A 13,732-nucleotide genomic window follows, 5' to 3' on the forward strand; every position below is an offset into this window, starting at 1 on the left:
ATACAAAAACTATATTTTAAGAAGATGTGGAACATCTTGATTTATATCATCGTTGTATATGGCGTATTTTACTTGATACCATCCTGCAAGAATTGGCATTGTTATATTGTGTTGTCTCCCGCTGTAGAAAAATAAGCTTGCATATTGTGATGCATTGCTATTTTCTGAGAATCTGACATTAAGTTTTTTTGTCATAGTATCATTGGCATTTGTCATACTTGTGATATTAAGAAATATGTTAAGGTAAATGCATTTTTCTTTAAGGTTTCTTGGGAATCTTAATTCTACTTTATCACTTCTAATGTCTATTCTTAACATCTTGTTGCTAAATTCATGATAAGAGTAGTAGACATCAGTTGATGCTTGTGCTCCCCAATGTTGAAAACCATGGGGAATCCCTTTTAAGTACTTGTGCGATGTTAGTCTATATAATGAGTTTGCCTTTGGATGAAATGCAATAAATTCTAAGCTCAAATCTTGTTCAGTTTGTGGTCTAATAAAGCTCATTGCAAGGTTTAAGTCTTTGTGCAACTCATTCTTTTTTACATAGACTTGGCTTAAAGAATTGTTTACTCTTTGAAAATCATCTATTCTGGCAAAAGTTATGCTTGCATATTCTTTGAGTTCTTCTAGTGTAGTGCTTTCTGCAAAAACTTCTTTTAAATTGTCGATAAGGGTTTGAAATTCAACCAATTCGAAATCCCGTTTGTTTGGATTGTAGACTGATATCTTGCTCAATTGCACATTATGTCCAGACTGATTTAAATTTTGAATTAGTGTTTCCTTGATTTTGTTAAATAGAGCACTAAAATCAATGCTGTTTGGTTCTGTTTTAAGTCCTATTAGCTTACAGATTATCTTTAAATACATTTTTTCTATGTGAGATTCATATTCAAGCAGTTCTCTAGATATTATTTCTCTTATGACCTTTTTAAAATATTCAAGTCCCTCGTAGAATGTATCTTTTTTAATTTGCTCAAGTAAGTTTTTATATGTAATTGCGTAAGTTTCCTCCACAATATCGTCAATGGGAATTAGATCGTTCTCATTGACTTTAATTTTTCTGTTAAAATCTTTTATTTGTATGCTTTCTTCTGTGTCTTCATCTGTATGGTCCATATAATCTCCTTATTTAAGACAATATAAATTTATTTTATTTCTTTATCATAGGTGTCAAAAATTTTAATAGTTCTTCCAGCAGGAATTAGGGATTTAATAAATCCATAAATTGAATTTTTAAAATCCTTTGGAATATAGTTAGATGCAAGTTTTTTAAGTTTTCCTTTGTGTTTAACTATAATAATTTTTAATTTTCCATTAATTTTTCCAGCTATTTTAAATTTAATTGGCGATCTAATATTATCAAGCAATTTAATAATAATCTCTCCAGGTATGTTTGGATTAACCGTTACCTCAACTCTTGCGTGTAAGAATGCCTTAAATAGCAAATGAAAACTTTCGTCTGTTCCTATTGATTTTAGTGCAAATATTAATGCTTTAAGAGAATTGATTAGATCTTTTTTAAGTCCTTTTTTTAAATGAAATGCATTAAATAATGATAGCATCATCAATGCAATGTATCTTGAATTGATACTTTCTTCTACATTGATTGTAGCAAAATTTTCTAGTAGTTCATTAAGCTCCTCTAGTAGCTGTTTTTTAAAGATAAGTTCGCTTTGTATGATTTTTGCAATCTGTGTATTTTGTAGGAACTTTGGTATTGTTTGCATTGCCCTATTCTCTGTCAATTATGAGTCTTAAGTTTTCATTAAGAGAGATCAGTTCATTTTCTTTAATTTCAACATCGGCATTGAACATAAATTCAGATTCTTTAATTTGTGTTATTTTAGTCTTTAGGTTTTCTTTTATGAAAATACCAACTCGTATGCTTTTAATTCCTCTAATTAAGCTTACGGGACTTAAAAAATCTTGATGTCTGAACGAGATTCCCATGTCTTTATATTTATCTTTAATGATTTTTTTGTAAATTTCTCGTATTTGTCCATCTATTTCTTTATGTATTGCCTCTGTTTCGGTTTTGTATAACACTTTTAAATATGCATATTTATTAACCCCTAAGCTAAACCTGTATATCTTTTTTTGCCGGTTTTTGTTTAGAAATTCAAGTTTTATTTGTCCTTGAAATGATGTGCCACTCGGAGCAGTATAGTATATTGCTTGCCAAATATTTATCCGTGTTTCCTCATCAATGATCCCAGTTTCACTGTATTCAGGCGTAAATATTATGTGAATTTCAATTGTTCCTGCTGAACTTATGATATTTGCATACTCTACATGTGGAATTTCTAGGAGTGCTTGTTTTATTGCGTCATAAGTTGAGCTTTTTGGTATGCTTAGAGATTCTTGTAAATTTTGAAAGTATGTTCCCCCTTCTTTAAGTGTTGTAAATAGTTCATTTAAAACTTTAATTACTTCCATATCGATTGCAGAGCTTGGGTAATTTATTATGTCAAATATTGAGTTGTCTTTTATTGAAAGGTTATATTCTTTTTTAAGTATTTCTTTCTTTGCATTTTGTATCTCTTCTATTGATTTTGTAAGGATTCCAATTTCTTTGTCAAATAGTATTTTCATAAATGATATTCCATACTTAGAGTATCTCCTGCTAGAAAAAATTGTAATATTATTTTTTTATTTTCTTGTCTTGTTTTGATATTTAATATGTCAATATTGAGGGTTTTTAAATTGTTTGCAAAAAAAGTTTTAATATCATCTGTTTTTTGCATCTTTAAGAGTTTTAGAAAAAACTTAAAGTTAAGTCCATAGTTTTTGTTATGAAGACTACCAACGGGTGTTTTTAAATATAAAAATAATCTTTGCTTTTGTTCATCAAGTCCATCTACTATTTTTAAATCATTGTCAAAAATTATATTAAATTCATTATCTATTTTAATATCCATTTTTAATTGCCTTAGAAATTAATTATAGCATATTTAACAAAAACAATATATTGTTTTTGTTAAATATTTAAAATAATCTAATTTTTAGATTTGATCTAGATTTAAGGATTAGATTTAAAGTTAACAAATTCAATGTTTAGTATCGAATTAATATTATAGTTTCTTATAGTTTAGAAATGCTTACTTGTTTTGATGTCATTTTAAATTAAAGCCGATTTAAAAATCAATACTTTTTATATTATTATAATATAGTTTTTATTATTAAATTAGTTTGATTTTTCTTAAGTGAATTAATTTAAATACTTATTTAGGGCATTTGCTGGGATATTTGCTTAAAAGTATGACGCTTGAAATAAGACGATTTGTGAACAATTAAATTGGTTTATGTTACATAGAAATTGTTTTCTTGTAAAAAAGAGACTCTTTAAGATTAAAGAGTCTCCAAGGTGAGAAGAATATAAAAATGAGATTCGTTGATTTTTTTAAATAGAATTCCATTTTTACTGCTTTAAATTTTTTAATTTAGAGCAGGTTATTTTTTAGATATGAAGTTATTTTTTCTTTCGCTATAGGCCCAGCCTTAGCTTTTATTATGTTTTTAAATTCAGATTCCCCGTGGTACCCGTTTTTTACAAGAGCACCACATGGGAATCTTAAGAGAATAAATGAAGATAATATTGTTTTATACACTTTACGATACTTCAACCTTACAGTCGTATTTCTATTATGTATTTATATTACACATGTGTATTATACATTTTTAATTAATGATCTGCAATAATAAAAGTATAAAAATTCAATAGTTTTTTAATAATTTAAATTTTCAAGCATTATGCACGTTAAAATTTAAAAATTTTGTATTATAGGTTGTTAATTTTATGAGTTTTCAATTCTTACTTAGAGATAAGATTAAACATATAAAATAATGCCAAAGGTTTTCATCTGTTGAACCTAAGGTTTTATTTACGTATAAGGGCTTATTGTTTAAATTTTTTAACATTCGTGGGTATTTGCGGCATAAAATCTTTAAGCGAATAATATGTTTATTTTAAGTATTCATTTTGCCTGATTAAATGATAGATAAATATAGGTTAGTTACTTGATATTTTTGTGTAATAATTTGCGAAGGGTATTGGTGCATTTGCAAATGGTGAGTTGCAATCTAAGAAATATATTTGTATTAATTTTGTAAAGTAAATATAAGCCACCAGTAAATAACCGATGGCGCATATTGATATGTAAAGCTTTTAAAAGCAACATTCACTTTAAAAGAGGACTAATATAATCCCTTTTTCTTGATGAGTTGTTAAAGCTTATAAATTATATTTTTATGTAATTTTAACTTTATTTTTGCTTTCCTGCACAAGTTTTTACCATTTGTGTTCGCTCTTATACCCATCTCCATACTTATTATCTGTTTCAGTATCTTCATCTACAGACTGGCATGAAAGCATTGTCATTAATAGTAATAATAGAAATACGTATTTTTTCATCTTTTATCCTTTATCTTGAAATTGTATCAAATATATTTTGATACTTAGTATAAATTAATGCTATCAAAATATATTGTGAAAGTCTAGGGGTTTTTAGTTTAAGCTTTTTATTTTAAGTTTTGGATAAATTGGCTGTGGGGCCTTTAGAACTCTTATTTTTGTCAAATTAAAGTCAATGAGAATGAAATTCTTGTAGTTATTTAAGTATGTATTTATTATTTTTTTGCTGTGTTGATAAGCTTATTTTTTTATAATTTTGGCAGTCAAATATTTATTAAGATATTCGATTGCTTTTAACTTGAAGAAAAGTTGAAATTTATTTAAATTTCTTTTTTGTGAAAGAGTGAATCTGTAATGAATTTTTTTAGTTTTGTTAAGCTTGAAAGATTTTCAATAATGTTTTTAGGTTTTTTTATTCCTTCTTTATTTGTAAGCTTAAAGGTTTCGTCTTCGAACCTGTAAGAGCTGTTGTCATTTATAAATTCTTGCCAGTTTGTACATAATTTTGTTTTGTAGAAGTAATATTCATTATCTGATGTAGGTTTTATGTTTTGTGATAAGCAATAGAAGATATTTTTTAGTTTAAAACCAATAAATAATCATTGTATGATAATATGATGTTAAGCAATTGATATGATAATAGATTAATTTTAACTTAATAGGAGATATTTAGTGGTGGGGAGAAAACATTGCAATTTGTTGTTACTATTGCTAGTGGTAAGTTGTAGTTTGAAACCTGGGGAAGATAAAATTCTTAAAGATAGTCTGTCTAGGGGGAGTTTTATTGGAAGTGGCTCACCTGGAGGAAGTTTGATTGGAAAGGGTTTGTTTCAAAATTCTGGGCTTAAAAGACCTGTAGGTGCAGATTTGCCAAAGGTTAAAAGTCCTGTACTTGAAGGACCTGTAGGTGCAGATTTCTCAAAGGTTAAAAGCCCTGTACTTGAAGGACGACCTGTAGGTGAGGGTTTGGAAAGGCTTGAGAAACTTGTGTTTAAAGGACCTGTAGGTGAGAGTTTAGAAAAACTTGAAAAACTTGCGTTTGGAGGACATGTAGATGAGGATTTGGAAAGGCTTGAGAAACTTGTGCGTGATGAGCATGTAGGTGAGGGTTTGACAAAGGATCAAAAAAATGACATTAGAAGTACTCCTGGAGCCGCTGCAGAGGAGAGCACGGAAGTTAAACTTAATAAGATTTTAGGCACATTTGGGTCACAGAGCGGAAAGATAAAAGAAGGAATTGATGGTGTACAAAGGGTAGTAACTAATTCTGATATTGGTAGTGCTGAAGGTTACAAGACATATACTAAGCTTGAATTTTACTCCATATTAATTGACTTAGGCGATCTTAGACTTAAGGAAATTATAGAATTTCATTTAAAGTTTTTGGAATCACTAAAAGAAGTTGAGGATTCTATTGATAGGATTGCTACAGAAGAAGTAAGTCTAAACTTGAAAGATGAGTTTTATGATTGCAATGAGCAATATAAATTGTGTATAAAAGCCGCATTTCAAGAGTCTGATCCCGATAAGATTAATTTGATGATAAGTCTTAAGAATGAGAATATGCAAGACTGTATGGATAGTTTTAATGATCTTAAACTTAAAGCTATGAATTTTATAGCTATTGAATCTCTACGCTCAGAGTTGTCTGAGAGAGAAAATGAAGTTATTAATGATGTACAAAGGATAGTAACTAATTCTGATATTGGTAGTGCTGAAGGTTACAAGACATATATTGATGTGGAGTTTTACTCCATGTTAAGTGAGTTGGGTCCTTCTAGAGTTAGAGAAATGATAGAAAGGTTTAAGATAGGTTCTGAAGTAGGAATTGATGATGTTATAGAAGTTATTGATAGAGTTGGTTCAAACTCATTAGGGGACGAATTGAAACGTGCTTGTCATAATTATAGGGAGCTTTTTGAATTAGATATAAAGAGAGTATTTAATTATCCTACTGCTACAGAGGTGTATGATGAGGTTATGGATAGTAATTGGTATGATGCTGAGTTTGCTAAGATTAAAGAGCGCGCTACACATTTTATGGATTATTACAAGCTATATTCAGAGCTTCCAGGTGAAGATGGATTTGCAATTCGGTATATACGAAGAGCAGTAACTGATCCTGATATTGACAATGCTAAAGGTTACAAGACATATACTGATGCTGAATTTTACTCCATATTAATTGATTTAGGCGAGCTTAGACTTAAGGAAATTATAGAATTTCATTTAAAGTTTGTGGAATTACTAGAAGAAGTTCAGGACGCTATTGATAGGATTGCTACAGAAGAAGTAAGACGAAATGTGGAAGCTGAGTTTTATGGTTGCGATGAGCAATATAAATTGTGCCTAAAAGCTGCATTTCAAGAGTCTGATCCCGATAAGATTAATTTGATGATAAGTCTTAAGAATGAGAATATGAAAAACTGTATTAATAGTTTTAATGATCTTAAACTTAAAGCTATGAATTTTGTAGCTATTGAATTGCTACGCTCAGAGTTGTCTGAGAGAGAGAATGAGGTTATTAATGATATAAAAAGGATAGTAACTAATTCTGATATTGGCAGGGCTGAAGGTTACAGGACTTATACTGAGCTTGAGTTTCGTGAAGTATTAGGTGAGTTGGGTCCTTTTAGGGTTAAAGAGATGATAGAAAGGTTTAAGATGGGTTCTGCAGCAGACTTAGAGGCCCTTAAGGAAGTTATTGAGAGTATTGATTTAGGCTTAGTAGGATACAAATTGAGAAAAGCTTGTGATAATTACAGGGAGCTTTTTGAATTGGATATAAAGAAGGTATTCGATAATTCTACTGCTACAGAGGTGTATGATGAGGTTGTGGATAGTCGTTGGTATGATGCTGAGTTTATTAGGCTTAAAAAGCAAATTTTATACTTTATAGATTATGAGAATACATATGCAAAGCTTATTGGTAAAGAGGGATTTATAATTAAGTATCTACAAAAAGCAGCAACTAATTCTGATATTGGTAAGAGTGAAGGTTACAAGACTTATACTGATCTTGAGTTTCGTGAAATATTAGGTAAGTTGGGCCCTGCTAAGGTTAGAGAAATGATAGAAAAGATTAGCGAATTTTTGGACATGTTAAACGTAATCTTAAGATTGATTGCAACTGCTAAGGAAGGGCAATTAAAAGTAGAATTGCATCGTAAGGTTCTCTTGGAAAGGAATATTCATTATCTCTTGAAGGTTAAAGAGTGTTTCAATAAGTCTACTGTTGATGAGATTTATCAAGCAATTACAGGGGATGATTTCTTAGATCGTGTGATGTTATTTTCGAAGGAATGTCAGCGCAGGATAGAAAATCAACAGAGTAATCAGCAGAGTAATTAATAGAGCAATCCTCTTAAGAGCAGTAAGTCTGAAGAATAATAAGTTTAAGCTTTGGGTTTAAGTCTAAGGCTTTTATAAGCATTGTGTAATAATATGGTATTATGTAATTAATAGATCAAATAGATAATAGGTTGATTTTAAAAAGGAGATATTTAGTGGTAAAGATGAGACATCATAATTTGTTATTACTATTATTATTGCTAGTAATAAGTTGTAATTTGAAATCTAAAGAAGATAGCTTACTTAAAGATGGTTTATCTGGAGGGAGCTTACTTGGAAGAAGCTCATCCGGAAGAAGCTCCTTTAGCAGTAGTTTATATGGACTTGACTCATTTAGCAGTAGTTCATATGGAAGAAGCTCATTTAGCAGTAGTTCATATGGGCGTGACTCATTTAGTAGTAGTCCATATGGAAGAAGCTCATTTAGCAGTAGTTCATATGGAAGAAGCTTGCCCGGAAGAAGCTCATCTGGGGGAAGTTTGATTGGAAAGGGCCAGTTTAAAAAACCTGCGATTGGAGCACATGTGGGTGAAGATTTGACAAAGGCTAAAAAGCGTAATGCTAGAAGTACTTCTGAGGTTGATGTTGATGCAGAGGAGAACATAGAAGTTAAACTTGCTAAGCTTTTAGGCACATTCAAGCTACAAAGTGATGAGATAAAAGAAGGAATTAAGTATATACAAAGTGTATTAACTAATCCTTCTATTGGCAAGAAGTCTGGTTTTAAGACTTATACTAATGATGAGTTTTACTCCATATTAGTTGATTTAGGCGAGCTTAGACTTAAGGAAATTATAGAATTTCATTTAAAGTCTTTGAAATTACAAAAAGAAGTTGGGGCTGCTATTGATAAGATTGCTAGAGAAGAAGTAAAACAAAGCTTTAAAGGTGAGTTTGATGATTTCAATGAGCAATATAAATTTTATCTAAAAGATGCATTTCAAAGTTATGAGCCTAATAAGATTAGTTCAATGATAAGCTTTAAGAATGACAGTATGAAAGAATGGGCGGATAATTTTAATTATCTTGGACTTAAATCTTTGAAACTTATAGAAATTGAAGCTCAAAATAAAGAGCTGCCTGATGAAGAACTAAGAGTAATTGAGCTTGTACGAAGTGTAGTAACTAATTCTGATATTGGTAGTACTGAAGGGTATAAGACGCATTCTAATGTTAGATTTTATTCCATATTAGGTACGTTGGGACCTTCTAGGGTTAAAGAAATGATAGAAAAGCTTAAGGTGCGCTTTAGAGCACTAGCAGATGTTAGAGGGGTTATTAAGGGTATTAATTTAAAACCCGCAAGAGACGAATTGGAACTTGCTTGTAATAATTACGAGGATCTCTTTAAATTGAGCATAAAGAGAGCATTCAATCAATATCCTGTTGAATATATACATGATGATGTTATACATGGTAATTGGCATATGGGTAAGGTTTTGATGATTCAAAAGCGAGTTACACGATTTATGGATTATGAAAATCTATATGCAGGTCTTTCTGATGATGATCAAAAAGCAGTTGAGTATTTACAAAATGCATTAACTGATCCGGGTATTGGTGATGATAAAGGTTACAAGACGTATTCTGATGTTGGATTTTATGAAATGTTAGGTAAGTTGGGTCCTTCTAGGCTTAGGAAAATTATAGAAAATATGCAAGCGGTTTTTGAAATGCAAGAAAAAGCTTTAAGAGCTGTTGAGGGCGTTAAGAAAGAGCAATTAAAAGAAGAGCTTAAACATAAATTTTTATCGGAAAAACAGCTCTATTTAATTCAGCTTAAGGAGTTCTTCAATAGTTCTGCTCCTGATCAAGTGTATAAAGCAGCTACAAAGAATGATAGTTCAAATCGTTTTATAGCCATTAAGAATAATGCTCTAGGCATATAGCAGACAAGCCTTAAGAGGGATCTCTTCAAGGGCAGTAAGTTTTAAGAACAGTCAAATTAAGCTTTGGGTGTTTAAATTTAATACTTTTAAATAAAGAAGTAATACCAATATATTTATTTAAGCATCGTAAATTAAAATCAATAAATAATTATTATGCATATAGTAGGTTCATACTAATGGGTTTGGATTAATGAATTCTGTATAATAATAGATTTATTTAAACTTAAAAGGAGGTGTTTAATGATAAAGGTAGGGAGATATTGTACATTATTGATAATAATATTGATAATAAGTTGTAAATCAGATGCTCAAGATGGTATTGCATCTGGAGGAAATCCGATTAGAGTAAAGACAGCAGCTGAGGGTATAAAAGCTAAAATTGATAAGCTTTTGGGTACATTCAGATTGCAGAGTGAAGAAAGGGAAGCATTTAAGTATATACAAAGAGCAGTAACTGATTCTAATGCAGGACTCTCAGGTGATAGGACGTATTCTGATTCCGAGTTTTATGATTTGTTAGTTGGCTTGGGCGATGTTAGGCTTAGGGAAATTATAAAAGTTTATTTAGGCATATATAAAGCAAAAAGAGCAGTTGAAACAGATATTGAAGGTGTTAAGGAAGATGCATTAAAACAGCAATTAAAATATGGGTTAGAAGTGGAGGAGAGCTTTTATTTAAGAGAGCTAAAACAGGTATTTAATGAATCTACTCCTGGTGAGGTATATAATAAAGTTAGAAATATGAGGAATTTGAATAAGTTTGCTACTGTTAAAGCCTCTATTAGACAAATTAGTGAGCTTGAAGAACTATGCGCAAGTCTGTCTGATGATGAGAGTAGAGTAGTTTGGTATATGCGAAGCGTATTAACTAATTCTAATATTGCTCGTGGGTACGGTTATTCAACGTATTCTAATGATAGTTTTTATAGTTTATTTAAGAACAACCTGAATGATGCTAGATTGAAGGAAGTTATAGGATTTCATATTGTACATGTTAAAGCGTTATATGAAGCTAAAGCGGTTATTAAAGATATTAAGAAAGAGGGATTAAGACTTCAATTGCAAGGTAAGTTGGGTGTGCGAAAGAATGACTATGCCTTGGAATTAAAACGGATATTTAGTCCATCTTCTTTTGATCAGATATATAATAAAGCTATAGATAGCAATGCCAATAGCAATATCAATCCTGCTGTTGAGTTTACTAAGATTAAAAATGAAGCTTTGGCTATTATAGCAGCTGATCAGGGTAATCCTTAAGAGCAATCTCTTCAAGAGCAGTAAGTTTTAAGTAAAGTAAAAGCCTTAGATATTTAAATCTAAATTTAAATCTAAGGCTTTAATAATTAGAAGTAATTAATGTATTTAACTTAAATATTGCAAATTAAAGCCAACAAATAATTATCATATTATTATATGATAATATTATTATCTAATAATTATGGATTTTGTATTATAATATAATTGTTAAGATAATGATCAATTTTATAATGGTAGGTTAGGTATGATAATGGATTAATTTTAACTTAGAAGGAGATATTTATGATGAAGACAAGATATAGTAATAATTTGTTATTAGCATTAATATTGTTATTATTGCTAACAATAGGTTGTGATTTAGGATTCGGGAAAAAGGACGATCCTAAATTAAGTGCGGCTGATATTAAGCTTAATCAGCTTTTAAACACATTCAGGCTACAGAATGAAGAAAGGGAAGTCGTCATGTATATGCGAAACGTAGCAATGGATCCTAGTGTTGATTTCGATCAGGATTATAGAACGTATAATAGTAATGAGTTTTATAGCCTTGTGTATGGTTTAGGTAGTTTTAAGACTAAGATGATAATAGGAGTTCATTTCAGGACCTTGCAAACACAAAAAGAGGCTAAAGAAACCCTTGCAATTGTTAGGGAAGGGAAAGGGAAGAGAGAACTTGAAGATAGGTTTAGGTTGAGGGTGAGAGCATATAATTTGGCCCTAAAGAATGCATTTAGCGACTATCATGTTCAGAATATTTATGACAATCTGATGGGTTATAATCGTGAATTTGAGGGTTATTTTATTGGGATTATAGATGATGCTAAAGGCGTTATAGAGGTTGGAGATCTGTACATAGAGCTGTTTGAAAACGAGAAATTGGTAGTTAATCATATGGTAAACATAGTAACTAATCCTAAGATTGGTAGGGGTCATGGATATAAGACTTATATGAATAAGCTTGAGTTTTATGGACTATTAAGCAAGTTAGGTATTGCTAGGGTTAGAGAACTTATAAGATTGCGTTTCAATAATGTTAGAACAAAAAATGAAACTTTACGAGCTATTAATCGTGTTAAGGACAAGCAAGCAAGACAAGACTTGCTAAGCCAGTTAAATGTATTAGAGGACGGCTATCCATCGCGTTTAAAATTGGTATTTAGTGGTCGTACCCCGGATATAATTTATAATCAAGCTATGAATGGTCTTGATTATGTTGCTAGTTTTATGGCCATTAAAAATGAAGCTGATGCTAAGAACAAGCCTTAGGACTACTTTTGAAAAGTAGTGTTAAGAGAAGCAATTAAAAGTAGTAATTAAGAGAAGTAATTAAGAATATTAGTTAAGCCTTAGATTCAATATCTAAGGCTTTTGATTTAAGGATTTTAATAATGAGAAGTAGAGTAATATCTTTAATTAAAGATGTTTAATTAAGATAGTGGCAATTAGCAGCAATAATTAGTGATAATATGGTAGTATGATTGTATTATTACCATAATAGCAATAATAGGTTTGATATCATAATAGATATGATAATAGATTGGATTATAGATTAATTTTAATATGAATTAATTCTAATTTATAAGGAGATATTTAATGAAGGAGAGCAGATATTATAATTTGTTACTGATGTTAATACTGCTAGTAATAAGCTGCAATTTGAAGTCGAAAGAAAGTGCAGCTGGAGGTGCTTCTGTTAGCGGGGTAACTGTAGATAAAGATTTGTCAAGGGCTAAAAGGGATGATAAGCAAGAGAGCATAGATGTTAAATTTGATAATCTTTTAAGCACATTCAAGCTACAGGGTGAAGAGGTGGAATTAGTTAAGTATATACGCAGTGCAGTAACTGATTCGGATGTAGGAATTGCAGGTGACAAGACTTATACTGATCTTGAGTTTTACAACTTGTTAGTTAACTTGGGTGATGCTAGGCTTAAAGGAATTATAGCAGCTTATTTAGGTCCCTTTAAAGAACGAAAGGAAGCCCAGCTAGCTATTGATAATCTTAATGGAACAACATTAAAACGAGAATTGCAAGAATTGCAAGATTGGTTAAAAGCAGAGGAGGACTCCTACTTAAGTGAACTGAGACGGGTATTTAATGGAACTGCCCTTGATTCTGTGCATGATAAAGCTATAAATAGTAATTATTCGGGGCAGTTTCTTAAGCTTAAAGCTGATGCTGAAGGCGCTCTAAAGGGTAAAGCGGTATATGAAGCGCTAATTGATTATTATGAAGTAATTGAGGATATGCGAAAAGTAGTAATTAATCCTGATATTGGCCGTGCTGAAGGTTACAAGACTTATACTAATACTGAGTTTTATACATTGTTAGGTAATTTGGGTAAGGATAAGGTTAAGGAAATTATGGAGGCTCGCTCAGAGACTTCGCAAATTCTAGACGAGGCTTTAATAGCTATTAAGGGTGTTACAAACGCGAGAGAAAAAAAGAACTTATCAGAAAAGTTGACCAATTTCAATTCTAGGTATTTATTGGAAATAAAAAAGATCTTTAATGAATCTACTCCTGATGCTGTGTATAATAGCGGAATTAGAAAGAGTATTTATATGGATCATTTTTTAAACATTAAAAATGAAGCTGATGCTAAGAACAAGCCTTAGGACTACTTTTGAAGAGTAGTGTTAAGAGAAGCAATTAAAAGTAGTAATTAAGAGAAGTAATTAAGAATATTAGTTAAGCCTTAGATTCAATATCTAAGGCTTTTGATTTAAGGATTTTAATAATGAGAAGTAGAGTAATATCTTTAATTAAAGATGTTTAATTAAGATAGTGGCAATTAGCAGCAATAATTAGTGATAATAT

General features: G+C 30.6%; 11 protein-coding genes. 6 read left to right on the plus strand and 5 right to left on the minus strand.

Translation table 11 applies throughout. From position 1 onward, the window contains the following. Positions 1-9: 9 nt before the first annotated feature. From bhDAH_RS06425 to bhDAH_RS07510, 5 genes are all read right to left on the minus strand, one after another. Positions 10-1,119, minus strand: coding sequence for a DUF685 domain-containing protein (locus bhDAH_RS06425; RefSeq protein ID WP_020732474.1), 1,110 nt, complete (start codon positions 1,117-1,119; stop codon positions 10-12). 29 nt (positions 1,120-1,148) lie between these two features. Next, positions 1,149-1,748, minus strand: coding sequence for a DUF735 family protein (locus bhDAH_RS06430; protein WP_020732475.1), 600 nt, complete (start codon positions 1,746-1,748; stop codon positions 1,149-1,151). Beyond that, a complete protein-coding gene (locus tag bhDAH_RS06435; protein WP_020732476.1) occupies positions 1,735-2,595 on the minus strand; it encodes a DUF276 domain-containing protein in 861 nt (286 codons plus the stop codon). The genes bhDAH_RS06430 and bhDAH_RS06435 overlap by 14 nt, the downstream gene beginning before the upstream one ends. After that, positions 2,592-2,921 carry a contractile injection system sheath initiator gene (locus bhDAH_RS06440; protein WP_020732477.1) on the minus strand — a complete coding sequence of 110 codons (330 nt, stop codon included), beginning with the start codon at positions 2,919-2,921 and terminating at the stop codon, positions 2,592-2,594. Before bhDAH_RS06440 ends, bhDAH_RS06435 begins: the two co-directional genes overlap by 4 nt. 1,370 nt (positions 2,922-4,291) lie before the next feature. Beyond that, positions 4,292-4,414 (minus strand): hypothetical protein, encoded by a 123-nt coding sequence (locus bhDAH_RS07510; protein ID WP_257722530.1) that lies wholly within the window; start codon positions 4,412-4,414, stop codon positions 4,292-4,294. Between the two features lie 672 nt (positions 4,415-5,086). Here bhDAH_RS07510 and bhDAH_RS06445 point away from each other — a divergent pair. The 6 genes from bhDAH_RS06445 to bhDAH_RS06470 all read left to right on the plus strand — a co-directional run bounded on the left by bhDAH_RS06445 (position 5,087) and on the right by bhDAH_RS06470 (position 13,530). Further along, positions 5,087-7,765, plus strand: coding sequence for a BTA121 domain-containing protein surface lipoprotein (locus bhDAH_RS06445; RefSeq protein ID WP_062705933.1), 2,679 nt, complete (start codon positions 5,087-5,089; stop codon positions 7,763-7,765). 273 nt (positions 7,766-8,038) lie between these two features. Then, a complete protein-coding gene (locus bhDAH_RS06450) occupies positions 8,039-8,248 on the plus strand; it encodes a hypothetical protein (RefSeq protein WP_062705936.1) in 210 nt (69 codons plus the stop codon). Next, complete coding sequence (locus bhDAH_RS06455; RefSeq protein WP_149029008.1) at positions 8,215-9,654, plus strand: BTA121 domain-containing protein surface lipoprotein; 1,440 nt, start codon at positions 8,215-8,217, stop codon at positions 9,652-9,654. The genes bhDAH_RS06450 and bhDAH_RS06455 overlap by 34 nt, the downstream gene beginning before the upstream one ends. A gap of 240 nt (positions 9,655-9,894) precedes the next feature. After that, the gene (locus bhDAH_RS06460; RefSeq protein ID WP_020732481.1) at positions 9,895-10,911 is read left to right on the plus strand and encodes a BTA121 domain-containing protein surface lipoprotein; all 1,017 of its coding nucleotides are present in this window, start codon (positions 9,895-9,897) and stop codon (positions 10,909-10,911) included. Positions 10,912-11,193: 282 nt separating this feature from the next. Then, positions 11,194-12,177, plus strand: coding sequence for a BTA121 domain-containing protein surface lipoprotein (locus bhDAH_RS06465; protein ID WP_062705943.1), 984 nt, complete (start codon positions 11,194-11,196; stop codon positions 12,175-12,177). A 390-nt stretch (positions 12,178-12,567) separates the two neighbouring features. Continuing rightward, positions 12,568-13,530 carry a BTA121 domain-containing protein surface lipoprotein gene (locus tag bhDAH_RS06470; protein WP_155719667.1) on the plus strand — a complete coding sequence of 321 codons (963 nt, stop codon included), beginning with the start codon at positions 12,568-12,570 and terminating at the stop codon, positions 13,528-13,530. Positions 13,531-13,732 lie beyond the last annotated feature (202 nt).

Source organism: Borrelia hermsii DAH (genome assembly GCF_023035675.1).
Classification (GTDB): Bacteria; Spirochaetota; Spirochaetia; order Borreliales; family Borreliaceae; genus Borrelia; species Borrelia hermsii.

What these genes read in the sequence shown, in the direction of transcription:
- bhDAH_RS06425 (WP_020732474.1), bottom strand. Translation starts at nt 1,119, where the DNA reads ATGGACCATACAGATGAAGACACAGAAGAAAGCATACAAATAAAAGAT.
- bhDAH_RS06435 (WP_020732476.1), bottom strand. Translation starts at nt 2,595, where the DNA reads ATGAAAATACTATTTGACAAAGAAATTGGAATCCTTACAAAATCAATA.
- bhDAH_RS06440 (WP_020732477.1), bottom strand. Translation starts at nt 2,921, where the DNA reads ATGGATATTAAAATAGATAATGAATTTAATATAATTTTTGACAATGAT.
- bhDAH_RS07510 (WP_257722530.1), bottom strand. Translation starts at nt 4,414, where the DNA reads ATGAAAAAATACGTATTTCTATTATTACTATTAATGACAATGCTTTCA.
- bhDAH_RS06460 (WP_020732481.1), top strand. Translation starts at nt 9,895, where the DNA reads ATGATAAAGGTAGGGAGATATTGTACATTATTGATAATAATATTGATA.
- bhDAH_RS06465 (WP_062705943.1), top strand. Translation starts at nt 11,194, where the DNA reads ATGATGAAGACAAGATATAGTAATAATTTGTTATTAGCATTAATATTG.